The 24,780-nt window shown below is 40.4% G+C and carries 24 protein-coding genes; 1 reads left to right on the top strand and 23 read right to left on the bottom strand.

Annotated elements, in window-relative coordinates:
* The 8 genes from HCZ11_RS16085 to HCZ11_RS16050 form a co-directional block, all read right to left on the bottom strand.
* Window positions 1–384, bottom strand: coding sequence for a DoxX-like family protein (locus tag HCZ11_RS16085; RefSeq protein ID WP_130052521.1), 384 nt, complete (start codon window positions 382–384; stop codon window positions 1–3).
* Between the two features lie 49 nt (window positions 385–433).
* Entirely contained in the window at window positions 434–850 is a 417-nt protein-coding gene (locus HCZ11_RS16080; protein WP_205987947.1) for a DUF805 domain-containing protein, read from the bottom strand.
* Between the two features lie 154 nt (window positions 851–1,004).
* The gene (locus tag HCZ11_RS16075; protein WP_167658894.1) at window positions 1,005–1,247 is read right to left on the bottom strand and encodes a hypothetical protein; all 243 of its coding nucleotides are present in this window, start codon (window positions 1,245–1,247) and stop codon (window positions 1,005–1,007) included.
* 101 nt (window positions 1,248–1,348) lie between these two features.
* Entirely contained in the window at window positions 1,349–1,876 is a 528-nt protein-coding gene (locus HCZ11_RS16070; protein ID WP_054563820.1) for a DUF4240 domain-containing protein, read from the bottom strand.
* Window positions 1,873–2,067: a YwbE family protein gene (locus HCZ11_RS16065; RefSeq protein WP_130052523.1), complete on the bottom strand. Its 195-nt coding sequence runs from the start codon at window positions 2,065–2,067 to the stop codon at window positions 1,873–1,875. The genes HCZ11_RS16070 and HCZ11_RS16065 overlap by 4 nt, the downstream gene beginning before the upstream one ends.
* Before the next feature lie 59 nt (window positions 2,068–2,126).
* Complete coding sequence (locus HCZ11_RS16060; RefSeq protein WP_167658893.1) at window positions 2,127–2,573, bottom strand: hypothetical protein; 447 nt, start codon at window positions 2,571–2,573, stop codon at window positions 2,127–2,129.
* Between the two features lie 2 nt (window positions 2,574–2,575).
* Window positions 2,576–2,848: a hypothetical protein gene (locus HCZ11_RS16055; RefSeq protein ID WP_167658892.1), complete on the bottom strand. Its 273-nt coding sequence runs from the start codon at window positions 2,846–2,848 to the stop codon at window positions 2,576–2,578.
* On the bottom strand, window positions 2,841–3,047 hold the full coding sequence (locus HCZ11_RS16050; protein ID WP_063707355.1) for a hypothetical protein: 207 nt from the start codon (window positions 3,045–3,047) through the stop codon (window positions 2,841–2,843). Before HCZ11_RS16050 ends, HCZ11_RS16055 begins: the two co-directional genes overlap by 8 nt.
* Before the next feature lie 88 nt (window positions 3,048–3,135).
* Between HCZ11_RS16050 and HCZ11_RS16045 the strand changes: the two genes are divergently transcribed.
* The gene (locus HCZ11_RS16045; RefSeq protein ID WP_175580486.1) at window positions 3,136–3,942 is read left to right on the top strand and encodes an ion transporter; all 807 of its coding nucleotides are present in this window, start codon (window positions 3,136–3,138) and stop codon (window positions 3,940–3,942) included.
* A gap of 54 nt (window positions 3,943–3,996) precedes the next feature.
* Here the strand turns inward: HCZ11_RS16045 and HCZ11_RS16040 are convergent, their stop codons facing one another.
* The 15 genes from HCZ11_RS16040 to HCZ11_RS15970 form a co-directional block, all read right to left on the bottom strand.
* A complete protein-coding gene (locus HCZ11_RS16040; RefSeq protein ID WP_167658891.1) occupies window positions 3,997–4,377 on the bottom strand; it encodes a VOC family protein in 381 nt (126 codons plus the stop codon).
* Window positions 4,378–4,761: 384 nt separating this feature from the next.
* Window positions 4,762–5,445, bottom strand: a complete 684-nt coding sequence (locus HCZ11_RS16035) for a hypothetical protein (protein ID WP_167658890.1) — start codon at window positions 5,443–5,445, stop codon at window positions 4,762–4,764.
* Between the two features lie 327 nt (window positions 5,446–5,772).
* Window positions 5,773–6,207: a GNAT family N-acetyltransferase gene (locus HCZ11_RS16030; protein ID WP_167658889.1), complete on the bottom strand. Its 435-nt coding sequence runs from the start codon at window positions 6,205–6,207 to the stop codon at window positions 5,773–5,775.
* A 2-nt stretch (window positions 6,208–6,209) separates the two neighbouring features.
* A complete protein-coding gene (locus HCZ11_RS16025; protein WP_167658888.1) occupies window positions 6,210–7,742 on the bottom strand; it encodes an EAL domain-containing protein in 1,533 nt (510 codons plus the stop codon).
* 105 nt (window positions 7,743–7,847) lie between these two features.
* Window positions 7,848–9,806: a methyl-accepting chemotaxis protein gene (locus HCZ11_RS16020; protein WP_130052541.1), complete on the bottom strand. Its 1,959-nt coding sequence runs from the start codon at window positions 9,804–9,806 to the stop codon at window positions 7,848–7,850.
* Window positions 9,807–10,089: 283 nt separating this feature from the next.
* Complete coding sequence (locus HCZ11_RS16015; RefSeq protein WP_167658887.1) at window positions 10,090–10,701, bottom strand: FMN-binding negative transcriptional regulator; 612 nt, start codon at window positions 10,699–10,701, stop codon at window positions 10,090–10,092.
* 61 nt (window positions 10,702–10,762) lie between these two features.
* Window positions 10,763–11,905: an aspartate-semialdehyde dehydrogenase gene (gene asd, locus HCZ11_RS16010; RefSeq protein WP_130052545.1), complete on the bottom strand. Its 1,143-nt coding sequence runs from the start codon at window positions 11,903–11,905 to the stop codon at window positions 10,763–10,765.
* Between the two features lie 122 nt (window positions 11,906–12,027).
* Complete coding sequence (yegS, locus tag HCZ11_RS16005; RefSeq protein ID WP_167658886.1) at window positions 12,028–12,924, bottom strand: lipid kinase YegS; 897 nt, start codon at window positions 12,922–12,924, stop codon at window positions 12,028–12,030.
* Window positions 12,925–13,327: 403 nt separating this feature from the next.
* On the bottom strand, window positions 13,328–16,018 hold the full coding sequence (locus HCZ11_RS16000; RefSeq protein ID WP_130052549.1) for a TonB-dependent receptor: 2,691 nt from the start codon (window positions 16,016–16,018) through the stop codon (window positions 13,328–13,330).
* 65 nt (window positions 16,019–16,083) lie between these two features.
* Window positions 16,084–20,184: a hypothetical protein gene (locus tag HCZ11_RS15995; RefSeq protein WP_167658885.1), complete on the bottom strand. Its 4,101-nt coding sequence runs from the start codon at window positions 20,182–20,184 to the stop codon at window positions 16,084–16,086.
* Between the two features lie 290 nt (window positions 20,185–20,474).
* Window positions 20,475–21,782, bottom strand: a complete 1,308-nt coding sequence (locus HCZ11_RS15990; RefSeq protein ID WP_167658884.1) for a lipopolysaccharide assembly protein LapB — start codon at window positions 21,780–21,782, stop codon at window positions 20,475–20,477.
* Window positions 21,783–21,799: 17 nt separating this feature from the next.
* Window positions 21,800–22,405, bottom strand: a complete 606-nt coding sequence (locus tag HCZ11_RS15985) for an energy transducer TonB (RefSeq protein WP_054552071.1) — start codon at window positions 22,403–22,405, stop codon at window positions 21,800–21,802.
* 12 nt (window positions 22,406–22,417) lie between these two features.
* Window positions 22,418–22,831 (bottom strand): biopolymer transporter ExbD, encoded by a 414-nt coding sequence (locus HCZ11_RS15980; protein WP_063707380.1) that lies wholly within the window; start codon window positions 22,829–22,831, stop codon window positions 22,418–22,420.
* 46 nt (window positions 22,832–22,877) lie between these two features.
* Window positions 22,878–23,405, bottom strand: coding sequence for a MotA/TolQ/ExbB proton channel family protein (locus tag HCZ11_RS15975; protein ID WP_054552070.1), 528 nt, complete (start codon window positions 23,403–23,405; stop codon window positions 22,878–22,880).
* A gap of 3 nt (window positions 23,406–23,408) precedes the next feature.
* Window positions 23,409–24,776 (bottom strand): MotA/TolQ/ExbB proton channel family protein, encoded by a 1,368-nt coding sequence (locus HCZ11_RS15970; RefSeq protein ID WP_167658883.1) that lies wholly within the window; start codon window positions 24,774–24,776, stop codon window positions 23,409–23,411.
* Between the last annotated feature and the right edge of the window lie 4 nt (window positions 24,777–24,780).

Below are 24,780 nucleotides of genomic sequence, written 5' to 3'. Positions count from 1 at the left end.
TTACTTTTTTGGCGCTTTTTGCTCATTTATAAGCACTAGACTAAACGCGATTATGGCAAGGTTTGTAGTTACAGGATTAAACGCTTCGATTAAAAGTGCGGGTTGTAAAACAGCAACAAACAGCATTAGCCCAACTAAAGCAGCTATATTGAGAATATTGATTAAGATGGAACGGTAGAAAATAAAAAACAGCACGGCAAATATAATTTCACCTATGCCAGCTGCTCGGGTGATGAGCGTTGAGATTTCGGGATTAAAACCAAAACTGGCTGTCATTTTTAGCTCTAGGGGGGCAATGTGAATAAGCTTTGGTATCAGCCCATGATAAAACCAACTAAAGCTAATAATAAATCGAGCTATTTGAATCGTATTTAAATGCTTCATTAGACAAGTTGGCTTTCTGTGCTCTGCTATTCAGAGCACATAGTATAGCTTATAAGCTAGTAGGTTGACCGAAACGGTTCTCAGCTTCATCACCAGCTAAAAAACCATTTTCAATTAAAGCCCAGATAGGACCAATTAATGGCACAAAACTAATTAGTACCCACCAACCTGATTTATTACGGTCATGCCAGCGTTTCACTTGAATCGCAAGCGAAACCCATATTAGCGGAATATAGAGAATAAGCATGATTACAGAAATAGCAGACTCATTACCACCTGTTAATAGTGCTACTAAAAACATAAGAACAAATGAAGCTAAAATCATACCTAATGCTGAATACCAATAAGTCTTACGAGGAATACGTCCTTTAAAAGAAAACAAAATTTCTTTTATGCTTAAAGTGGTTGTTTCTGTTGATGCTGTAGCGAGGTTTGCTTCTGGGGCTTGATATACATTTTCTGACACTGTCATTTCCTTTGATATGTGTTGTAGCAAACCGATTTAATCTAGTCTGCTGATTTATATTGTAAATAGTGCTGAATTCAGCATTAATAAGATAACACAAAGTGAATAGATTTGGGTACTAAGAAATTGCTAATAAGCTTTTTACCGATGAACGTTATATTTTAGAAAAGGGGTCAGAAAGTAACTCTGCTTTAAAATAACTTATCGCATCTTCAACATCAGAGAATGTTTTTTGCTGAAATTTTACCCCTCGCTCGAAGTAAAAGACCTCAATATAACACTTTGCGTCGTAAATACAATGCCCTTCAATTCTTGGTAAAGTATCAATCGCATAGGCCTCTCTTTTAATGCCTTTTTTTAATAAATACTGCTTTAGCTCAATAAGCTCCTGACGCATATTAGCATTCACTTTATTAATATTATTTAATAACTTACTGAGTTGTCATAGTAACAGCAAGTAACCTAAAAGTATAAAAAAGCACCCTTAGGTGCTTTTATTTAACTCGGTTGTTGCCAATACTTGGCGTATAAATTTGGGTAGGTTTGTTTTAAAAACTTTGCTTTATCTTTAAAACGTTTACCTTTTGGTTGCTCAAGGCCTGATGGCACAAAGGGTAATTCGTCATCATTACGCTCTTCGTACAACATACCGGCAATCAAGTCGTACTCATCTAAATACGGGTAAGGTTGTTCGTTTAAATGATAAACTGGCGTACACTCAGCAATTGAGTCTGGGTTTTCAAGCGCCTTTAAAAAAGCCTGTTCACCACGTGAAATAAGCCAACATAAAAACTCAGAAAAGCCATAATCATCGTTACAACCGGCCATTACATAAGCTGCACCAAATAAGTCCCAGGTATAGGCTTTACGCATACGTAGGTTAAACTGCTTATCAAATTCCATCAGCTGTTCGTCAGATAAATCAGTCAGTTTTGCTTTTAATGCATTACAAACAGACTCAGGCTCGGCAGTTTTATCTTCGGCGGTCACGAGTTGCCAAAATTCACTTTCGCTTAAAACACTCATGATAAAATCTCTTTCACGCGCCCTACTTGACCATCATCAAGTTGAACTTTAATACCATGCGGGTGATTCGGTGACTTAGTTAAAATACGTGACACTATACCTTGAGTTAACTGACCAGTTCGTTGATCTTGTTTTAATACAATGTTGACTTCGCAGCCAATTGAAATTTGTGAACGCGTAGGCACTGCCATTGCTATATCTCTTTCAATAATTTTTGCCGATTATAGCCATTTGCAGCTGGCTTACCAAATTAAACCTGTTTGATTGGGCTGTTTTTAAGCAGCTCCTTTGGCAATATTTCATTTAAACGTTCAGTAATGGCTTGAGCTTTGCCTTTAATTTGAAAATCGAAGCCTTGGCCGTTGCCATCTAAAATGACAGCTAAATAGTTATCAGCAACTTTCAATTGTGTAATACGGCTCAACTCAAGAGTCTCTACTTGCTCGCCATAATAAACCTGCTTAACCGTGAGGCTTGTGTCTGTTGCCGTGAGTGTTTTACTAAGGGCTGTTTTGGCTACAAACTTTTCTGTATAGCGATAGGCCTGTGCCAAAAAACCGATAGCAAATATAAAACCAGTAAAACTTGAAATAGGTAATGAGTCTGATTGCAAGCTGTACACACCTATACCACAAAACAACACAGCTAGAGCTAGATTTAACCTAACCATCTGTTTAGGGGTTAAATTTAAGTACATTATTATTCCTTTAAAAACGCAATTGCTTTTGGATTGACTGCTAATTCTACAGCGCTCAATTCTTTGATAATTAAACTGGTAATTAACTGGGTTTGCTCAGCGGTTATCGGCAGCTCTTTACAGTAACAACTTACTCTCAGCGATTGCGGTAGTTTTTTTAGATCAGCAGTATGAGTTAACCATGAAAATTCGTGTACTTGTTCTTTTGCTTGTTCGCACGCTTGCGTTAACGCAACTCGAATAGCCTTATCTAGGCGCTTTTCAGTTTTAGTCATGTTCTGCTTGTTGTTTTTTAAATTCTTCGTAGCTATCTTGCTGGCGCTTTACACACTCATGGTACTCTTTATCTGCCATATGATTGCATTCACTTAAGCGCGCTGATTGAATTTCATGATAACGGGCATCTGAGCTACACGCTGATAAAACCACAGCAAGCGTTGCAATCACGGCCAATTTTAAAGCATTAAAAAACATTAAATTTCCTTTATGTAGTTATACATTGGTGCTGCGTTTTCCTGTATATTGCGTGGGTTTAAATATTATTACCAAAGGGTTCTATATGATGTTGTCGCAGTTACAAGAGCTGTTTCAGCGTATCGATAAAAGTAAAATTTTTCAATCATTTGTTATCGCTGTCATTGTTATTTCAGCACTAACAGTGGGTGCACATACCTATTCATTACATCCTACAGCTGAGCTTGCTTTACATTGGATGGACGTAGGTATCACGGTATTCTTTTTAGTTGAACTAGTGATCCGTTTTATCGCAAGCCGTGGCTTTAAAGATTTTTTCAGCAAAGGTTGGAATATTTTTGATTTCATAATCGTGGTCGGTAGCCTTTACCCTGCAGCTGGATCAACAATTTTTATCGCTCGATTACTGCGTATTTTCCGCGTGCTGCGACTAGTCTCTATGATCCCAGAGCTTAGACTGCTGGTTAACTCGCTTTTAAAAGCTATTCCGCAAATGGGCTATATTGCCCTACTTATGTTTGTGATTTTTTATATTTATGCCGCTATGGGTAGCATGCTGTTTGCTGATATAAACCCTGTATTATGGGGCGATGTATCTATTTCTATGCTCACCCTATTTAGGATTGCAACGTTCGAGGATTGGACTGATGTCATGTATGAGACCATGGCTGTGTATGAACTCAGCTGGATTTTCTACCTAACGTTTATCTTCTTAACTGCCTTTATATTTTTAAACATGATGGTGGGTGCAATTTTAGAAGTCATGTCTGAAGAGCATCGCAACGCTCGAGAAGAGCAAACATCTGATGCCGACATGCCTGCAACCAAAGGACAAATTGCTCAGCTACAAGCTGAAATGGCCGAACTAAAACAATTACTGAAAGAAAAGCAGTAACATTTTAAGAGGTTAGTTTTTAGATATTAGGCGCTAGGACCTAGCGCCTTTAATTTATCCTCTTTTTTCTACTTTCCATGGTGGGTTTAAGCGGTTCTCTCCGGCCCAATACAATTTAATTTTATTCCCTGATGGGTCTTTTAAAATTGCTTCTGTCCATAAATAACGCTGGGCGGTTGGTGGCTGTTCAAAGCTAATGCCTTTTTCAACAAGGCTTGCGTAGAGCTCATCGAGCTGCTCATGTTCAAAATAAATTACCGCATGATTATTATAATTATCGGTTTCTAATGACAGCGAAAATGTGGCATCACCATCTGGGCATTGAAAGCGTGCGTAATGCGGGGTATCTACAATCTGAATCATCCCCAGTGTTAAGTAAAAAGCCACCGCTTCATCCATATCTTTTACAGGTAACGTCACCTGATTGAGCTTCATTTTCAATTCCAATGTAATTCAATATTCGTTATGTCAGCATATCGCGAACAGCAAATTAAGCAAAAGATAAGTGACGAGTTACAAGTTACAAGTTACAAGTTACAAGTTACAAGTTACAAGTTACAAGTTTCAAGGGGAAAGTTAGCAAGCTACAAGATGAAAGTTGTAGGAGGCGTTTTAACGCCGAGCAAGTAGCAGCGATTTTACATCGCGTCCCAGAGCCTGAATCCTAGCGCCTAATGTTTTCCAACGTAGGCGTGAAACTTGTTTCGCGCGTTTGTTTATAAGAGGCGTTTTAACGCCGAACATCTAAATTCACGGCAGAAGCCGTTCCTTCATGAAAATGCTCAAGGTTTTATCACCATAAATAACAACCTACAAAGACTAACCATTGGTTAAAACTAATTGAGATGGGTTGTCTGTTTGAATAAACAAGACTCTTGTCACTGTTGAACCTGATTCATCTTTTGATGTGTTTGTGAAAAGGTAGTTTTCATCAAAAGTACTCAACTTATCAAGATCAAAATCAGAGTTAGCCTCATGGTGAAATGACATAGCACAGACTTTACCTCTACAAGCAAAGTCTTCAGCATAAACGTCGTTTGTGCGAATTTGACTCAACATCTCGAGCAACTTAACTTCTCTTTCTATTGAATTATCCGTTTCTTCAGCAACTCGAAGATTATTCAAAAAATCTTGAAATGCAGGGGTTGTAATTACGCTTGAAATGCTTTGGTTTTTGATTTGCCCATTATCAGTGATGAATGAATTGGTAACAGATTCTGATGATGAAAAATGTCTATCGGCTAAATTCGTTTGTTGACCTTGCTCTTCACTCACCTTATTACCTTCAAGCTCTGAACTGGCTAATTGTTTAACTTGAATAGTGCTTTGATGTATATCTTTGTTATTTGCCGAGATCACTTCTTTATTAGAATCACTATTAACTTGACTCTCTATTACGGTAGCCGTCACCTCACTATTGTTGCTCGATGAAGTAACCAAATAAGTTATTAGCGAACTGATAGCAATCAAAATTAAAACTGTGAATCCATTTAGTTTAACCATTACTAAAATCCTTTTATTTTTAAACCTTAATCCCCTGAAAATACAATAGATTATTTTGTATGACAAGTAATGATTTTTTAGTTTGTAAGATACGAGAGTAAAGTTTGTAGGAGGCGTTTCAACGCCGAACAAGTAGCAGCGATTTTACATCGCGTCCTAGAGCCTAAATCCTAGAGCCCAATATTTTAAATCGTAGGCGTGAAACTTGTTTCGCGCGTTGTAGGTCGTGCTTTAGCGCGTTAAAAGAGAAGTTAGCAAGCCACAAGGATAAAGTTTGTAGGAGGTATTTTAACGCCGAACATTTATGGTTCATGGCAAAATCCGTTCCTACGGGAGTTCCATGTGTAATATTGGAAATGGTTTGCCCATATCATCTAAAGGTGAGCGTGAGATAACTTTAAACCCCATATGTTGATAAAACCCAACTGCAAGTGGGTTTTGCTCATTGACATCAACTTTGCTTGCATCTAATTGTTCGACTGCATAGTTAAGTAGTGCTTTGCCAATCCCCTCACCTCTGGCAGCATCTAAAATGAACAACATTTCAATTTTGCTATCGTGAACACCAACAAAACCTAAAATTGCTTTCTGTTCATCCTTTATGCACTTCAAAGTAACATTTGGAAAAGCCTGCTCAATTATAATGGGCTTAAAAAAGGCTATGTCGTCTTCTGTTATAAAATCATGTGTCGCTCGAACTGAGTTTTCCCATACACTAAGTAGTTCTGGGAAATCTTCAGTGTTCACACTTTCTATTTTCATTGTCATCCTTGCTGGCCATCCAGTGCTTTATTTAGCTCGGTTAATGGTAAAGACTTATAAAAATACCAACCTTGAATTTGATGATTAGGATTAAAAGCTTTTATGAAGTTATATTCTTCAAACACCTCAACCCCTTCAAAAATGACCAAGCGATTAAGATTTGTAACCAGAGACATAATGGCTAATACCATATCCTGTTTAAATTCATCCGTTATTGATTGTGTTAATATTTTATCAATTTTAATGATGTCGAAGTTAATTTCAGTGAGCCAAACAAGGTTAGATACTCCTGTTCCAAAATCATCAAGGGCAATAATAAAGCCATAGTGCTTTGCCCGTGTTGCAAAGTTAGATAACTCTTCAAGTGGCAAACCTATTCGCTCTGTAATTTCTATTTTTACTTGCTGCGGCTTTATTTTATAACTCATACAAAGTTCGTATAGGTTATCTAAATACTCTGAAGTTTTAATTTCGTACGCATTAACATTAATCGCAACTGTGAACTCGGGATCCCTATGTAAAATAGCTGAAAGCTCTGCAAATGCTCTTTTAACTAAGTCATATGCTAAGGTTGAGTACAAGCCTAACTGTTCTGCGATACTTAAGAAAAGTTCAGGTGATACATTTCCATGAACGGCGTCTTTCCACCTAACTAGGCTCTCCACACCAATTATTTTATTATTTTTTAGCTCAATTATTGGTTGGTACTCTAAATATAATTCACCGTTTTTTATAGCTTTACGCAACCTAAACTCGATTGAAGAGTTCTTATCAAAATATGAAATAACAGAATAAGCAATTAAAAAACTTATTAACCCGATTAAACAAATAAGTGATGACGAGATAAAAATTGGTAAATAAAGTAGGCCTGGACGATTATTTAGCGTCTCTACGCAGTATTCGAATTTTGAACTGCAAATTTTTAATTCCTGAGAATTTAATAACGTATCTTTTTTGAACTGATACTCAGATTTGTAGTTATGGAAAGTATGGCTCTCATTTTTTGAAATAATTTTATAAGAAAACCCTTTTTCAAGATGATCAAAACTCTTAAATGGTTCATTAATTGTAAAAGCAATCACGTTGTCTTTTTTTGTTATATCGTATCTAGCTGGAACTGGGAAAATATTCCCTACCTTCGAAGCGAATTGATACCCCGAGGAAGAACTATAAAACTCTCTTGCAAATAAAATTGGAGTTTCAAATAGTCCCCAGTTTGCTGAACAACCGACTTTACCATCAAAAATTAGACCTAAGTCATGAGTGTATTCATATTTTGAAAGAATTATACGTAATGTGTTGATGGAATCAGAGTCACATCTATTAGGAGATAGCGTTGCGACTTCTTGGATAGAAGCCACTATATCATTCGATATATTTTCTGCTTTAGTTAATAGAGATTCAGCAAACTGCTTTTGATGATTTACTTGAAGGTAGCTTATGAGGAGGTGGAGACTCAGCGTAAAAAATAGCATGATAAAAACTATATAAATAGTTTGTTTGTTATTGTTTAGCTTAAATATTTTTCCCTGCATGTTCTACTTTAGGTTTGATAATACCAACATAAAAACTAACCTTTAATCTCTATTTAATCAACAAAAAAGGGACAAGGTTAGTATCCAAGCATAATTTTAACTACTCTAAACTTTAAACTTACCTACTAAATCAGTAAGCGTGTTCGATAATAAGTTTAGTTTCTCTCCGTTGCCTCTTGCACTTTCAGCAATTTCGCTGACATCATCCGCCGCGTTTTTAATCTCTACCACATTACGATTAATGTCTTCAGCTACATGCTGTTGCTCTTCAGCTGCTGTCGCGATTTGTGTATTCAAATCGCTAATATTAACAATTGACGCGGTTATTTCACTAAATTGTTGCTGTGCTGAATGGGCTAACTCAACTGTTTTATTTGTGCGGTTTAAGCTGGTTGTCATTTCTTTTGACACTTGATCAGACATCTTTCGTAAGGAGTCTAATTGGCTTGCAATTTCTTCTGTTGATTCAGATGTTCTTTGTGATAATGCACGAACCTCATCTGCAACAACCGCAAAGCCTCGGCCATGGTCGCCCGCCCTCGCCGCTTCAATTGCCGCATTTAATGCTAATAAATTGGTTTGTTCTGCAATCCCTCTTATTACGCTCAATATCGACATGATGTTTTCACTTTCAGCATCAAGTTGGTTTATATCTTGAGTTGCTTTGGTGATCACTTCAGACAAAGATACAACGCTATCAACAGTCTGAGAAATAACACTTTGTCCAAGCTCTGAGGCTTGTTGAGTTTGCGATGCAAGCTCAGCTGCATTTGCACAACTGGCAGAGACCTCATTAGCAGTCGCGGCCATTTCATTAATCGCTGTGGCCGCCATTTCAAGAGCTTGTTGTTGCTGCGATGTTGAGCCTGACAGTTGTGCGGCCTGTGATGATGTTTGTGCGGAGGTATCACTCACATTTTGAGCGCAATCATTAATTTGCGTAACTAAATCCGATATCAGGTTCAAAAATAAATTAAAGCTGTTTGCTAATTTGGCTGTTTCATCACGTGTTTTAATAACCAAACGTTTCGTTAAATCACCACCACCTTGCGATATTTCTGTCAGGCCATCACTTACTTCAACAATAGGTGCTGAAATTAATTTAGAAATGTAGCTAGCAACTAGAATGAATACAGCAATCAGAATTGCACTGATGACTAAAATAGTAATCGTCATTGCATTTGCGGCACTCATCACTTCAGATTTTTCAACTAAGCCTATAAATTTCCAGCCTAGTTTTTGTGAGGTATAAATATTCGCTAAGTAATCTTTACCATTAATGTCTATTTCAAATTGACCATGATTATTCTCAGCGAGCTGCTTGTATTTTCCGTTATTGACTTGTGCTAGCTGCTTAAACCTGTAATCAGCATTTTTAACGTCAACGAGTACATTGCCACTGTCTTCAATCAGCATTAAATAGCCAGTTTCACCAAGTTTAATGTTCGCAATAATATCGGTAAGCCCCTGCAAGGATACATCCATGCCTTGCACACCAATAAACTCGCCCTCTTCTTTAATTGCCTTAACAGTAGAAACAATTACCATGTCATCTACTGCCCAATAATAGGCATTGGTTCTTACTGTTTTACCATTTGCAGCTTTACCTGTTTCGTACCATGGCCTAACTCTTGGGTCATAATTTGCTGTTACTTCACCCTCTGGCCATTGAATATAACCACCTTGTTCATTACCCATGTAGATATAAGCAAGTCCCGGGTGGGTTACGCCAAAGTGATCAAACAAACTAAAAGCGTTTTTTTCGGTGCTACTGCCACTTAAATGATCAAGCATCTCTGCACTAGGTGATTGCATATGGGTTTTAACGCCTTGCTTGGCGTCTAAGATAGCGGTATGAGAAGCAAGGTAATCGACATTTTTCTCAATTTCTGCAAAAAACATACTGATACCATTATCGACTTGTCTGGCTTCTCTTTCACTAAGCTCGGCAAAATTGTCGAGAGCTTGCTGTCTTGTTTGTGTAATTACAAGCGCAGCAATGATGATCAGCGGCAGCGCGATGGCTGATGCAAAAGCGAGCTTTAATTTTTTTGAGATATTCATAGCATACTTCCAACTAGGTACTTAAGAAAATATAGTGAGGCCTTGGAAGTTCAGCAAATAAATAAGTGTTTATTTTTATGGGGCAAAATAGATTGGGCTAATAAAATCAATGTGCAGTTTATGGCTATTTTTATTGTCTATACCCAAAACTTACCTTCATATATATGTCATTTAGTTGACATGAACATGGAATGTACTAACTTTAGCCTTAGTAATTAACATGCTTTTAACAAAACCATGCTAGGTACTTTCCAACCAATTGGCAGCATTTGCTGGATGCAAATTAGCTGCCTATTCCTACTTCGTGTTTTAGCATATAGCTAAGTAAAGCCTGACAATCAGGGTGTTTATCGGCCTTTAACCCAGCTACAACACCTTGCTGATCCGCCGCCGATTTATGCTGGCCTAACTTTTCTTTTGCCTGAATTGAGTCAAGTTCAATTTTAATGCCTACAATTCCCCGCAGTAACTTTGCTTGATAATCATCTGGTAGCAAACTGGTATCGTTTAAAATACTTGGCTCGTATTGCCTAATTAGCTCATCTAGGCAAGCTAAGGTGTTTTCATCATCAAGATATGCAACCTTACCCTTGGCATGAACCACAGCATAATTCCATGTCGATACAGCAGGCTTTTCTGCATACCATGTCGGAGATATATAACTATGAGGCCCATTAAAAACCACTAATACCCGAGTATTTTGCAAGCTTTTACCATGACCATTTGCCCGTGAAACATGACCATATAAGGTCCCAAACTCGCCCTCATCGGGTTTATAAACTAATGGTAAATGAGTTGCCTCAAACTCACTATCAACCATTAATGCAAAGCTGTAGGTTTTAATAAACTGCGACACTCTTTCGGGTGTCATTTTCCATTTACTAGGCGTGTGCATTACTTTCCTTTAGTGCTAAAAAAGGCCAGCAAGCTGCTAGCCTTAATGTTGAGTTGTGTGATTAATGTTGACCATCAACAATAATGCGTAACATGCGACGAAGTGGCTCTGCAGCACCCCATAACAGTTGATCACCAACCGTAAACGCGCTGATATATTCAGGGCCCATCGCTAATTTACGAATACGACCAACAGGAATAGACAGTGTGCCAGTTACTTTTACAGGTGTTAAGTCTGTAGCAGAAATGTCACGGTCATTAGGGATCACTTTTACCCACTCATTGTGAGAAGCAAGAATTTCTTCAATTTTCTCAACGCTAATGTCTTTGCGAAGCTTAATTGTCATTGCTTGTGAGTGACAACGCATTGCACCAATGCGAACACATAAGCCATCAACAGGGATAGGTTGTTCGCTGCTGCCTAAAATTTTGTTCGCTTCAACTTGCGCTTTCCACTCTTCTTTACTTTGACCACTTGGCATTGGTACATCAATCCAAGGAATGAGGCTACCTGCTAAAGGCACACCAAACTGGTCTTGCGGTAAATCGCTTGAGGCAATTTTTTCGGTGACTAATTTGTCAATTTCAAGAATAGCAGCGTTAGGATCAGCAAGCTTATCAGCAACGGTTTCGTGAATTGCACCCATTTGTGCAATTAATTCTTTCATGTTGCGAGCACCTGCACCAGAAGCCGCTTGATATGTCATTGGGCTAACCCATTCAATCAAGTCTTGCTCAAATAAACCGCCAAGTGCTAATAACATAAGTGATACGGTACAGTTACCGCCAACATAAGTTTTAACGCCTTGCTCTAGGCCCGCTGTGATAACATCTTTATTTACCGGGTCAAGCACAATAATACTATCGTCACTCATGCGCAGTGCCGATGCAGCATCAATCCAGTAACCTTGCCAACCTGATTCGCGTAATTGCGGGTAAACGGCTTTGGTATAATCACCGCCTTGGCAAGTGACAATAATATCCATCTTTGCAAGCTCAGAAATATCATTGGCATCTAAAAGCGGTTTAGCTGGGCCAGCAAGATCAGGACCTAATTGACCGGTTTGAGAGGTGGTGAAAAAAGTCGTGTCGATATTAGAAAAATCATTTTCTTGCTGCATACGTTCTAATAACACAGAGCCAACCATGCCCCGCCAACCGACTAATCCTACTTTTTTCATTGTTTGTTCCACTGTTTGATTCATTCAAATTACCTAAACTGTTAAAAATTAAAGTCCATTGCGTGAGAATTTAATTTTTACAGAAGTAATCTAGCATTGCGGCCCAAGCAAAACCAGCGCAAACCGAGTAACATCAAAATTTTTCATCATCGTATTAGCGGACAAGCGTCTGGTAGCACCATGTTTAGCGCGCCAGCATGCACTTCAAAACGCTGTTGTTTTGAGGTGATTGGCTCGCCATCTAAGTTTATTGGCATTTCTGTTTGTGTTTGCCATTCAAGCCAAGGCACTTGAAAGCGTTTTACCCACTTTTGTGATGAATTAGGGTAGTTGCTTAGCTCTTCGATAACCGCCGGCACATCTGAAAATGCAAATGATGTAAACGCCACTAAATCAACCAAGCCATCATTTATGTATGCATGTGGCGCAAGTAGCTGACCACCACCCGCTTGGCGACCATTACACACGGCAGCAGCAATAATATCGCCCGAAGCACGCTCACCATCAGGCAGTGTTAACTCGCCACTGTAAGGTACAAAACTAAGCGCTTGTACAAGCCCTGCCAATGTATATGCGCCACCTCCTAGTATGTTCTTAAGTGCAGGCGGTGTTGTTGCGGTAATTTTAGCCCCAAAACCAGCACTGGCTACGTTCACAAAGTAACGCTCATCAACCTCTACCGTATCAATTGCATGCGGCTGACCATTGGCGGCAAGTTTAAGTGCTGGCAAGTACCCGTGAGGAATGTGGGCGGCTGTGGCAAAGTCATTCGCCGTGCCCATGGGTAAAATAGCAAGCTCTAAACGCTGTGATTTTTCTAACTTCATTAATGCATTAACTGCTTCATTAACGGTGCCATCGCCACCAGCCACAACAACACGTTTTACGCCTTCTGCTACGGCTTCATTAATAAAGCGCTTAATGTCACCGCCTTCATAGGTAACACGCACCGCCAGTGGCTGACTAGTTCGAAATTTACCGATGGCGTCACGAAGCTGCTCATCAGCCGCTTTTTTACCATTTATAATTAACCGTAAGTCCATTTTAAATCCCTGTTTTAACACTTAGAACTACCATAACACGCAATGGTTTAATATACCCAAACTACCTCAAGATGCGAGTTTCAGTTGGAATTAAAAGCGATTTAGGCAAGGCATTGATTGCAAGTAATAGTGGTTCTATTGTTAAAATCAATAACGCAGTATAAATCGCTTTTAAACCAACCCTTTGGGCGCTTCACAGGCACTTACTCTCATCGTTGTTACTTCTTAAAAGGGACTGCCATTCTTGCAAAGTAACGCCTTGATATTAAGCACCTGTGAAACGCTGAATTCTGCATCTTGAGGTGGTTTGGGTATAGACAATACAGAAACAAAAAAGCCCTGCTATTGCAGGGCTAAATCAACGTTAGGATTTATTATTGTATCCTTCCTTGGGGGAGTTTCATTAAAACTCGTAGCTGAAGCCTAAGCTAAACTTAGTGCCTTCTTCTTTCTTCCAAAGTGATAAACCTTCTTGTTCAATTTCTTTATCTTGACCAAGGATGTTTTCAATTTTGAACTTAACTTTTGTATTGAAGTTCGGGAAGTAAGAATAAACTAAATCAAGCGAATGGAATGGCTTCTCTTCTGCATCTTCGTTACCTCGAGTACCTGGTACAATAATACGCGGACCAAACACGTTATATACAAGTGATGTTGAATGGAAACCATCAGCTGAGTCATAACCCATCTGCAAGTTTGCTACCCACTCAGAGTGACCCACTAAACGGCGCTCATCGTTAGTAACAATGTTAGACACTGTATCTGCATCAAGTGCATCTTTTAATTGCTGCTCAAACAACGAATCAACACCGTCAGAATCATCAATGCCTAGTTTCACACTTGAATCAGATAGCGTAACGTTACCCGACAAAAATACACTCGACCAGTCAGCACTGATAAAGCTAAAATCAGTTAAGAAATCAACCTCAATACCGGTTAACTCACCTGATTCAGCATTAGCAGTTAATAACTGTGGTGCCGCACCACCAACACCCGCAAGCTCTACCATTTCAATAGGGTTAGTAATGTCTTTGTAGAACAATGCAACTGATAGGTTATTACCTGATGCCATATACCATTCAAAACGGAAATCAGCATTTTTAAGTTTTGAACTTTGTAATGTCGGTGAACCACGAACAAGGAATTCCGTTAACGGGTCAACGAAGAAAGTAGAGCTAACATCACGCATATCTGGACGAATCGTTGTCTCGCTTAAATTTAAACGAAATTGCATTTCTTCATCCATGATATAAGTCACAGCTAAAGATGGATAAAAGTCATCTTCTTTGATAGCTACTTCAGCTAACTCATCAGTTGTCGCATCAAACAAATTACTATGCGCCTTAAATGGCACTGATACTTGCGCAAAATCTTCCCAACGAACACCACCAGTAATACGCCAAGTGTTGTCGATAAAGTAGTCAGCCATAAAATAATAAGCATCTAGCTTATGTGCCGCACTGTATTTATCACCGTCAGTTGTTCTGTCGTCGAAAATACCTGACCCCGTTGAACTTGCATAGAAAGCATCATTATTGATGTTATCGTAAGCGAAAATTTCATCTAAACGTGAGCCAAATGAATAATCATCTGAAATACCACGGTGTGTAATACCGAATGTCGTATTATTTGCGTTACGTGTTTTCTCAGAGAAGTCGCCACCTACTTTTAGCTCAAGCTCATAGCCTTCACCATAAAATGGCATACCCATGTTCCAACCCCATGTATCAACTTCGTCATGAAGAACTTGGAATTCACGTGTCACGTTAGTTGCAGAAACGTCCTGTAATTGCTCAGATACAAACGCCCCATCGTCATAGTTACGTTGGAAAACAGCATCAACACCACCTGGAGCATCACGGTTTGCACGGCTTGTACCGGCATACCAATCAACAAACAAGTTGTTAAAATCAATAAAGTTGTGGGTGCCTTTTAATTGGCTAGAGAACATTTCACGCTCTTCATACACGACATCAACACGGCGAAGATCACGAACACCTTCTTCCGTTTCGTTGGCATCATAGAAATTACGATTACGAACACGGTCACGCATGTCATGCAGGGCAATATTAGTCAGTTCAATTTTATGGTTTGAATTAAACTCATAACCAATATTGAATGTCCCACTCCAACGCACATTTTGTTCAGTCGATGTACCATCGTAATACTGAGCAAAACACTTGTCTTCACACCCTAAGCTGCCAAGGTTGGTACCACTTTTCTCTTGTGCTACTTCCCACTCATTTTCATAAGAAACAGCAGCAAGTACACCAAATGTGCCCATTTCACTTTCAAAGCGATCGCCTAGTGAAACTGAAAAGCTCATTTCAGGATCAACGTCTTTTTCAGTTGCTGAAATATTCCAGTCAAGAGCCGACATCAATGCTTGGCGCTCAGCCAATGTTGTATTGATATCACCCTCAAGGCCAGCACCATAAAAGGCATCGATGAACTCACTTGGTAACGCGCGAGTTCCATCGTCACGTCCCATCCAGTCATCATCACCACCTTCATAGAAGTAGCCTGTATCACTGTTATTGGTGTTATAAGAAGTACCAATATCGACTTTAAATAAAAAATCAGTCGGAATTGATTTGGTTCTAATATTTACGTTACCACCACCAAAATGCGCTGGCATATCGGGTGAAAACGATTTTTGAACACTAAGACTTTCAATAATATCTGATGGAAATAAGTCAAGCGGTACAACTGAGCGAGTTGGATCAGGGCTTGGTACATACATGCTGTTAAGCTGAGTACTCGAATATCGCTCACCTAAACCACGAACATAAATGAACTTGCCATCAACAAGTGTCAAACCTGTTACACGACGAAGTGCCGATGCAGCATCGCCATCACCAGTACGAGAGATTTGCTCTGCACCCATGATATCAGCAACGAAAGCTTGATTTTGACGCTCTTGAAGAACCGCGCCAGCACTCCCTTTTAAACGCTGTCCTACAGCAACCACTTCTTCAATTTCTTGTGCTTCATCCGCTGCATAGGCAGTATTCACTGATAAGCCAACTAATGCTGCAAGCACTGCGTGGTTTATCTTTGAACGCACAAGTTTAGAGGGGGTAAAAGATTTCATTATTATACTCCGAAAACAAAACTAGAAGCTGGCCGGGGTTGCCCCCAACCATGGATTAGAAGGGCTTAGTTAAGACCTACTTTTACCCAACCTGCTGTCCAGTCTGTTTGCGCATCCATTGCACCGATGTAATCTACTTGGTCGAAGAAGCTATTTAGGCTTGAAGCATCGAAACCGCTACCAAGTAATGCTGATTCTGCACTTGGTTGATAACCGTTGTCGCTAAGACCTAACATCGCTGCGTCCATAATAGAGTTACCTTCTTGGCCTTCGAACCAAGATTGAACATTACCAGTACCAATTGCTTGGCTTGAGAAGTTGTTATCTGCTGCACATGCAACCACTGAGTGACTGATAGTAAGTGAGCCATCTTCAGCGCGTGGAGCTGAATCTGCGCCAACTCGTAAGCAGTTTTTATAACCTTCACCACCTGTCACTACTACATTTTTAAGCATACCCGCAGTACCTGCACGTAAACGGATACCGTTTACACCATCTGCACCGATGATAGTTACGTTAGAGATAGTAGGTGTTGTTAAAGGTGATGCATCTGAATCAAACTCTGAGTTATCAGCTTCAATTGCATTATCACCTTCTGAAGAAGACTGTTTGATTAATACGTATTGTGCATTACCAGTCCAACCGAATGACCAATCAAGAGAATCATCACCAATGTTTGTCAGTACTAAGTGGCTAATGCTTGCAGTACCACCAAAGAACTCAACACCGTCGTCAAGGTTTTCGTGAACGTGGATATAATCAAGTTCAGTTTGGCTACCAACACCTGCTAGTGAGATACCATTAAGCTCATCACCGTTACCTAGTGTTTTACCCGCTTGCTTTACAACAACATACTTAAGCGTACCTGAGTTATCTTCTGGTTGGTTACCACCGAATTGACCTGCATCACCTTCAGCTGCAACACCACAGTTTGCAAGTTCATCTGCTGTTGTTTCACCCACTTGGTCACCACAAGAGTTAGCTGGTGCGTTACCAAGAAGCACTACACCACCCCATTGACCAATACCTGTTTCAGCACCTGTCATATCTTGGATTGATGTCATAACGATTGGTTGAGTTGCTGTACCTACAGCCTCAATCTTAGAGTCACGACGCACAACTAAGAAGTCATCACCGTTTTCACCGATTAGTGTTGTACCAAATTGAACATAAAGAGTTGCACTATCAGTTCGGTCACCACCCACTGCTGTACGACCTTTTAAGATCCAGTGAGCATCGTTAGTTAATGTCACGTCAGATGTGAACACAACATCTTGTGCTAACTGATACACTGGCTTATCGGTAATTTGTGGGAAGCTAGCAGAAACATCAGTCGCTAGACCTTGTTCCATTGCGTTAGTGATATCTTCAGGGAAGCTTGGGTTAACAGCAACTGTCCAACCTTCCATCCAGTTATTGTCACCGTCAAATGCACCAATGTAGCTTGTTTTAGTGAAGAATGGGTCAAGGTCTGACGCATCAACACCTGCACCTAATAGCGGAGAGTTTGATTTAGGCGTGAAGCCATCTGTTGCAAGGTTTAGTGTCGCTGCAGTTAGTGTTTGGTTACCTGTTTGACCTTCGAACCAAGACTGAACATTACCAGAACCAATTGCTTCAGAACCGAAGTTATTGTCTGCACTACATGCTACAACTGAGTTTTCGATAGAAAGCTCACCAGACTCAGCATTTGCTACAGAGTCAGAACCTACACGTAAACAGTTTTTGTAACCTTCAGGGCCTGTCACAACCATGTTACGGATAACACCAGCCGTACCTGCACGAAGACGAACACCGTTTTTACCGTCAGCACCAACAATCGTTACGTTTGAAAGTAGTGGCTTAGTTAATGGTGTAGCGTTTGAATCGAATTCTGAGTTATCTGCTTCGATTGCATTGTCACCTTCAACAGATGATTGTTGGATATAAACGTTTTGTGCACGACCTGTCCAACCAAATGACCAGTCAAACGCGTCATCACCAATATCAGTTAGCACAACGTTACGAACGTTGACAGTACCACCGAAGAACTCGATACCATCATCAAGGTTTTGGTGTACCTGGATGTATTCAACTTTTGTTTTAGAACCAACACCAGCGAATGAAATGCCATTTAGCTCATCGCCATTCCCCAATGTTTTACCTGCGTGTTTAACGACAACATAACGAACAACACCCGAGTTATCTTCTGCATCGTCACCACCAAATTGACCTGCATCACCTTCAGCTGCAACACCACAGTTTGCTAGCTCTTCAGGTGTTGTTTCACCTTGTTGGTCACCACACGAGTTAGCCGGTGCATTACCAAGTAATACTAAACCACCCCATTGACCGATGCCTGTTTCTGCACCTGTCATATCTTGGATAGAAGTCATTGTGATTGGTGCTGTTGCATTACCATTAGCGTTGATTTGTGAACCACGGCGAACAACTAAGAAGTCATCACCTGTTTCACCGATTAATGTCGTACCCGCTTGAACATATAATGTTGCGCTATCAGTACGGTCACCACCGACTGCTGTACGACCGTTTAAGATCCAGTGAGCGTCATTTGTTAATGTTACATCTGCAGTGAAAGTTGTATCTTCAGCTAAACGATAAACAGGCTTATCAGTGATTTGTGGAAATTCAGATGAAACGTCTGTCGCAAGACCTTGCGCCATTGCATTTTCGATATCAGTTGGGAAACCGCCATTGATAGCAACAGTCCAACCTTCCATCCAGTTATTTGTTGCGCTAAATGCACCGATTTGACCATTCGCTAATAATGGTGAGCCTGCTAAAGGCATATAACCATTATCATCTAGCATTAAATCTGCAGGTGTAAGAGTTTGGTTACCGTCTTGGCCTTCAAACCATGCTTGTACAGTACCGCCATTAATTGTTTCGCTACCGAAGTTATTAGCAGTTGTTTGACATGCAACAATTGAGTTAGTGATAGTTAGTGAACCGTCTTCTGCACGAGGAACTGAATCAGAACCAACACGTAAACAGTTTTCGTACGTTGCAGGGCCTGTAACGAAAACGTTTTTCAGCATACCTGCAGTACCTGCACGTAGACGAATACCATTGTTACCTTCAGCACCCACGATTGTTACGTTTTCAATGGTAGGGTTAGTCAGTGGTGTAGCGTCTGAATCAAACTCAGAGTTGTCAGCTTCAATCGCGTTATCACCTAAGTTCGCAGCTTGTTGAATGTATACGTTTTTCGCCGTACCAGTCCAACCAAAAGACCAATCTAGTGAGTCATCACCAATACTTGTAAGTACCACGTTGCTTACGTTTACTGTACCACCAAAGAACTCAATACCATCATCTAAGTTTTCGTGTACTTGAATGTAGTCAACAGTTGTAGCAGAACCCACACCGGCAAATGAAATACCGTTTAACTCGTCACCATTACCCAGTGTTTTACCAGCATGTTTAACAACTAAGTATTTCAATGTACCTGAGTTATCATCTGCAACGTTACCACCGAATTGACCTGCATCACCTTCAGCTGCAACACCACAGTTTGCAAGTTCGTCTGCAGTTGCTTCGCCTTCTTGGTCACCACATGAGTTTGCTGGTGCATTGCCAAGAAGAACTAAACCACCCCACTGACCGATAGATGTTTCAACATTAGTCACATCTTGAATAGAAGTCATTGTGATTGGTTGGCTTACAGTACCTACCGATTCGATTTGTGAACCACGACGAACAACTAAGAAATCATCACCTGATTCGCCAATTAATGTAGTACCTTGTTGGATATAAAGAACAGTATTATCTGTACGGTCGTTACCAACCGCTGTGCGACCATTTAAAATCCAATGAGCGTCATTTGTTAACGTTACATCTGCAGTGAATGTTGTATCTGCTTTTAAACGGTAAACTGGTTTATCTGTAATCGTTGGGAATTCTGAAGAAACATCTGTTGCTAAACCTTGTGTTAAGGCATTTTCGATGTCAGTTGGGAAACCAGTTGTCGCATTTTGAGAATCATCACGACCTGACTGATCGCCGCCGTTATCACCATTGTCACCACCATTATCGATGATATTAGTGATGTTATCGCCTTCATTTACAGTGGTGTCGCCTTCTTTAACGACTAAGTCACCACCACAACCAGCTAAAGAAACTGCAGCAGCTACCAGACTAACTTTAAATAAGTCAGATAATTTCATTGTTCACTCCGTTAAGATAGATATTTAATTATTGTGTTAGCGCATAAACTCAAGTCACCCAAAAGCACTGAAACTTAATGCTTTTGGGTCACTTGAGTTTTAAACTGCGACTACCTTACGGGAGCTGTATGACAAACTAGTTACACTTTAATAAACATAAAATGACAATATTAATTATTTTAAAAAGAGTAAGTTAGTAAACTTTAGGAACGGAAAAAAGCCGCCCGAAGGCAGCTTTGGTGTTGCGATTATAAATGAGTTCTTTTGTACGCTTACCTGTTGAATACCATTTAGAGTAAGGCGGTACGTAATGTTTCGGCGTGCACTTTTTCACGCTTCACATACTTGATCCATTGCTCAGCTAAACGCTGTGACTTTTTGTGTTTTTCCGCTTGCTCAAACGCTAAAATAGAGGCATCAAAATTTTGTAAATTGTACTGCGCCATACCTAAGGCAACATACACATTCGATTCAAACTCTAAGCCGCCTTTATCTAGGGCTTTACGTGCTGCATCCGCTGCTTCTTCGTATTTTTCAAGGTTAATGCTTACCTCTGCAATACGTTGTTCGTATTGACCATGCGTTACTAAATCCGCGGCTTTTGCAAAGTAAGGAAGTGACTTTTCGCTTTCTTTTGCTTGTACCATCGCTTCTGCAACAAAGGCATAGTTTTTCGCTGATTTTTCAGCTATACCGTCTTGCATTGCTTTACTCATCACGTTCGCGGCTTTAAAAGCCAGGCCGTTGTATAAATACACTTGTGATAATTGACGTAAATCTGATTTAGATTTCATGAAACCTTGTTGGTATGCCGCTTCTAAAATCGCTAATTGCTTTTTCTCTGCGCCCGTTTCACCGTACATGCCACCTAACTGAACCCAGTACTCTGGCTTGTTATAAAGCTTAACTAAACGCTCAAGTACCTCGACTACTTTGTCAGACTGATTAAGTGAGTAGTACATAGCACGCTGTAAGATTAGCCAGTTTTCTTTTGGCATGTCGCCCTTGCTGTCGGCTTCTGCGATAGCAAGGTTAATGCTTTCAATGCCTTTTTGGTAATCTTTAAGCTGATAATAAGCTTGAGATTTCAAAACGTAATAAGCATCTGTTTTAGGCTTGTCGTTAATCACATCCCACTGCGCTAAGTATTTGATTACCTTTTCGTAATCGCTATTAGCCATCGCAAGTTGCGCTAAACTAAACATGGTGCTTACACGTAATGTTTCTGGGATCGCATCTTCGTTTACTACTTTTTCAAACGACGCAATTGCTTTATCTAGGTCATTTTCGTTGTAGTAAATAAAACCATAGAAATTATGCATCATGGCAATTTCATACGAGTTCATGCTTGAAGAGCGCTCTTGAATACTATCAAGTGCTTCCAGCCCTGCTTTTGCATCACCATCATCAGCCAGCTTTTGTGCACGAGCTAATTGGCTATAGACTTTTTCACGCAGTGCAGGTACTCGTTTGGTTTTTTGCTCTTCAGCATAGGCGGTAGCAATTGTTACACCTGGTAACATGCTAACAACGCTTGGGATTACCAGGCTGCTTGTGAAAGCAGCCGCGCAAATCACGGCAACTTTTAAAGGTTTCATAATCGCATTCCTCTTTTCTAACCGTTAATTTGGAAAGAAATTTTGTTCTGTACGCCCGCTACTTCAACAGCTTCACCGTTAACAACGCGCGGTTTATATTTAAATTTAAGTGCTGCATCCATCGCAGCGCGGTCAAACAGTGATTCAGGCTCAGCTTTAATAACTTTCGGGTCACGTACTGTGCCTTGCTTGGTTACTGTAAACTCAACAATCACATAGCCTTCAATACCACGCGATAAAGCTCGGCGCGGATAAACAGGCGCTACTTTTACAATCGGTAGGTATTCACCGTCGCTTGATTCAAGCGCTAAGCCACCCGCTAAGTTAACGTCTGCTTCAACGCTAGCACCAAAGTCAAAGTTGGCATTGCTCGCGTTAGGATCACTGTTTTGCATTTGCGGTGATTCCATTGGCGGAGGTGGCTCTTTTGGCGTTGGTGGCTTTTGCGGTTTGCGTTCTTTCTTTTGCACTGTCTCTTCTTTTTTCAGACGAACAAAATCAAGTACGTTTCCTTTTACGGGCTCAGACATGGCCCCTTCACCACCGGTGATCAGTGCCTGCATACCTAAAAACAGCATGACAGTCACGATACCAGCGATGATTAATGCAACTATATAACGCATCGCTCACATTCCTTATGATGCTTCTTGCGCAGCAATCGACACATCAAATGCGCCTGCAGCTCGCGATGCATCCATTACTTTGATAAGTACATCCGTTGTGGCTTTCTTATCAGCTTGAATAACCACGCTACCTTGTGGGTTTTCAGCTTTTAAGCGCTCGATATTTGCTTGTACTGCACGAATATCTACTTGGCGTTTGTTGATCCAAATTTCACCTTTGTCAGAAATAGCAACTAAGATGTTGGCACGCTCTTTTTTCACTGCAGTTGCAGCTTCAGGGCGGTTTACATCAATACCGGCTTCTTTTACGAATGATGCTGTTACGATGAAGAAGATAAGCATGATGAAAACAACGTCTAGCATTGGCGTCATATTGATTTCTTCTGCGTCGTCTTCTTGAAATAAGTTACCTAGTGGCGCTCTCATTGTTAGTCTCCTAGTGGGTGATGTGTAACATCACCCTAAAATTCGTTTAGTGGTCTAAGACCATGTTGTCTTCAAGTAATTGCACTTCACGTTTTGCTCGACGTTGTAAGAACGTTGATGCGAATACCCCTGAAAGTGCACCCACCATACCGGCCATGGTTGGAATAGTGGCTTTAGACACCCCTGATGCCATCGAACGAGCACTGCCTGTGCCTGTGATTGCCATTACATCAAATACTTCGATCATGCCGGTTACGGTACCTAACAGACCTAAAAGTGGACATAACGCAACCATTACGTTAATTAGCGCAAGGTTATTATTTAGTTGCATGCCAGCGCGTGAAATCATCGCTTGGCGAATTTGCTCTGCGTTCCAGCTGTTACGCTCTGCTCTATTGCTCCAAGTGCTCTTTACGTCTTTCTTGTAGCGTTTAAAGCCGCCAAAGAAATACATAAAACGCTCAAGTATCAATAACCACATCGCGAAGATGAGGACCCCGATGACCAAGAGAACTTGGCCACCTGTGTCGAGGAAATCACGTAGAGCATTGATTGCATCAATCAATAGCACCATGATTTATGCTCCTTTCTCGCTTCGCTCTGCAATGATACCTGCGCTTTGCTCTTGTAAAATTAACAGCATGTTTTTAGAGCGCGTGTTAAGAAGTGTGTATAAGAATACTGTTGGGATAGCCACAACCAGACCAAGTACAGTTGTTACAAGTGCCTGAGAAATACCACCCGCCATTAGTTTAGGGTCACCTGTACCGAACAAAGTAATTGCTTGGAAAGTGTTAATCATACCCGTTACCGTACCTAGTAGACCAAGTAGCGGGGCCACCACAGAGATAATCTTAATTAGCGTCAGGTTACGGGTTATTTTCGGCATTTCACGAATGATTGCTTCGCTTAATTTTAGCTCAAGTGTGTCGTACGCTACATCTGGGTACTGATCTTTCACTTTCATTACACGGCCAAGTGGGTTGTCATCACGTGCAACTGTGTCTTTAAGCTGACGACGGATTTTGCTACCCATAATCATCAGTGATACAAAGCGCTCAAGTGCGATGAGTAGAGCAATTAGACCAACACCTAAGATGATATAACCTACAGTACCACCTTGGTGAACTTGCTCTTCAGTGTCAGGAGCTTGTACTAAAAGACCTAAGATAGAACCACCTGTTGGGTCAAGAGCGAACTGAACAACACCCGAATTTGCTTGTTGCAGATCAGTAGCAGTTGCTGTGTAACGGCTGCTTGGCTGACGTGTAAGCTGGCTGATTGTATTCGTAGCAGGTGTGTACTCTAGGTATTTACCGTCTGCGATTAAGTTAAATGCACCAACACGCACCACTTCTTTTTGTGCTTTGCTGCCACCTTCAACGATAACATCTGTTGTAAAGCGTGATACTTTACCTTGTTCGGTCATTTCACGTTGTAATTCAAACCATACTTTTTCGATATCATCGATTGAAGCAAGCTTTGACGTTGAACCCATTTTTTGTGCCAGCTCATCCATGAAGTTACTGCGTCCAGGTAGCTCTGCAGAAACAACTGACGTCATGAATTTGTTACTTGAATCACCCGCAACTTGTTGTAACACACCGAAAAGTTCCTTAAGTGAACCCATACGGTTTGAAAGCGTGTCAGTTAAGTTAGCTAGCTTTACTTCATTTTCTTCAAACTGAGTTTCTAAACGCTCTGACTCATTTAACATTGCAGTACGCTTTGCTTGTGTATCTTTAAGCATTTGTACTTGTTCGTTTTGACGCGCCATGAACTCTTGTTCACGTTGTTTATTCTCAGCGCTTTGCTGTGCGTTACCTTGCTCTAATGTTTTTAGTAATGAATCTAAATCCATTGGCTCAGCCGCTAGGCTACTACCAGCAAAACCAAGGCCAGCTGCAAATACGGCCATTTTTGTCATTTTCGTTAATAATTTCATCTCA

The organism is Pseudoalteromonas sp. HF66, from assembly GCF_011806445.1.
Taxonomy (GTDB): domain Bacteria; phylum Pseudomonadota; class Gammaproteobacteria; order Enterobacterales; family Alteromonadaceae; genus Pseudoalteromonas; species Pseudoalteromonas apostichopi.
This window is presented reverse-complemented; position numbering and strand designations above follow the sequence as displayed.

Coding starts and splice junctions, on each gene's coding strand:
- HCZ11_RS15985 (WP_054552071.1), bottom strand. CDS start 22,405: ATGCGTTATATAGTTGCATTAATCATCGCTGGTATCGTGACTGTCATG.
- HCZ11_RS16025 (WP_167658888.1), bottom strand. CDS start 7,742: ATGCAGGGAAAAATATTTAAGCTAAACAATAACAAACAAACTATTTAT.
- yegS (WP_167658886.1), bottom strand. CDS start 12,924: ATGGACTTACGGTTAATTATAAATGGTAAAAAAGCGGCTGATGAGCAG.
- HCZ11_RS16055 (WP_167658892.1), bottom strand. CDS start 2,848: ATGACTAAAACTGAAAAGCGCCTAGATAAGGCTATTCGAGTTGCGTTA.
- HCZ11_RS16070 (WP_054563820.1), bottom strand. CDS start 1,876: ATGAGTGTTTTAAGCGAAAGTGAATTTTGGCAACTCGTGACCGCCGAA.
- HCZ11_RS16065 (WP_130052523.1), bottom strand. CDS start 2,067: ATGGCAGTGCCTACGCGTTCACAAATTTCAATTGGCTGCGAAGTCAAC.
- HCZ11_RS16015 (WP_167658887.1), bottom strand. CDS start 10,701: ATGCACACGCCTAGTAAATGGAAAATGACACCCGAAAGAGTGTCGCAG.
- HCZ11_RS15990 (WP_167658884.1), bottom strand. CDS start 21,782: ATGAAACCTTTAAAAGTTGCCGTGATTTGCGCGGCTGCTTTCACAAGC.
- HCZ11_RS16060 (WP_167658893.1), bottom strand. CDS start 2,573: ATGTACTTAAATTTAACCCCTAAACAGATGGTTAGGTTAAATCTAGCT.
- HCZ11_RS16020 (WP_130052541.1), bottom strand. CDS start 9,806: ATGAATATCTCAAAAAAATTAAAGCTCGCTTTTGCATCAGCCATCGCG.
- HCZ11_RS15970 (WP_167658883.1), bottom strand. CDS start 24,776: ATGAAATTATTAACGAAAATGACAAAAATGGCCGTATTTGCAGCTGGC.
- HCZ11_RS15995 (WP_167658885.1), bottom strand. CDS start 20,184: ATGAAATTATCTGACTTATTTAAAGTTAGTCTGGTAGCTGCTGCAGTT.
- HCZ11_RS16000 (WP_130052549.1), bottom strand. CDS start 16,018: ATGAAATCTTTTACCCCCTCTAAACTTGTGCGTTCAAAGATAAACCAC.
- HCZ11_RS16085 (WP_130052521.1), bottom strand. CDS start 384: ATGAAGCATTTAAATACGATTCAAATAGCTCGATTTATTATTAGCTTT.
- HCZ11_RS15980 (WP_063707380.1), bottom strand. CDS start 22,831: ATGAGAGCGCCACTAGGTAACTTATTTCAAGAAGACGACGCAGAAGAA.
- HCZ11_RS16075 (WP_167658894.1), bottom strand. CDS start 1,247: ATGCGTCAGGAGCTTATTGAGCTAAAGCAGTATTTATTAAAAAAAGGC.
- HCZ11_RS16040 (WP_167658891.1), bottom strand. CDS start 4,377: ATGAAGCTCAATCAGGTGACGTTACCTGTAAAAGATATGGATGAAGCG.
- HCZ11_RS16045 (WP_175580486.1), top strand. CDS start 3,136: ATGTTGTCGCAGTTACAAGAGCTGTTTCAGCGTATCGATAAAAGTAAA.
- HCZ11_RS16030 (WP_167658889.1), bottom strand. CDS start 6,207: ATGAAAATAGAAAGTGTGAACACTGAAGATTTCCCAGAACTACTTAGT.
- HCZ11_RS15975 (WP_054552070.1), bottom strand. CDS start 23,405: ATGGTGCTATTGATTGATGCAATCAATGCTCTACGTGATTTCCTCGAC.
- HCZ11_RS16035 (WP_167658890.1), bottom strand. CDS start 5,445: ATGGTTAAACTAAATGGATTCACAGTTTTAATTTTGATTGCTATCAGT.
- asd (WP_130052545.1), bottom strand. CDS start 11,905: ATGAATCAAACAGTGGAACAAACAATGAAAAAAGTAGGATTAGTCGGT.
- HCZ11_RS16050 (WP_063707355.1), bottom strand. CDS start 3,047: ATGTTTTTTAATGCTTTAAAATTGGCCGTGATTGCAACGCTTGCTGTG.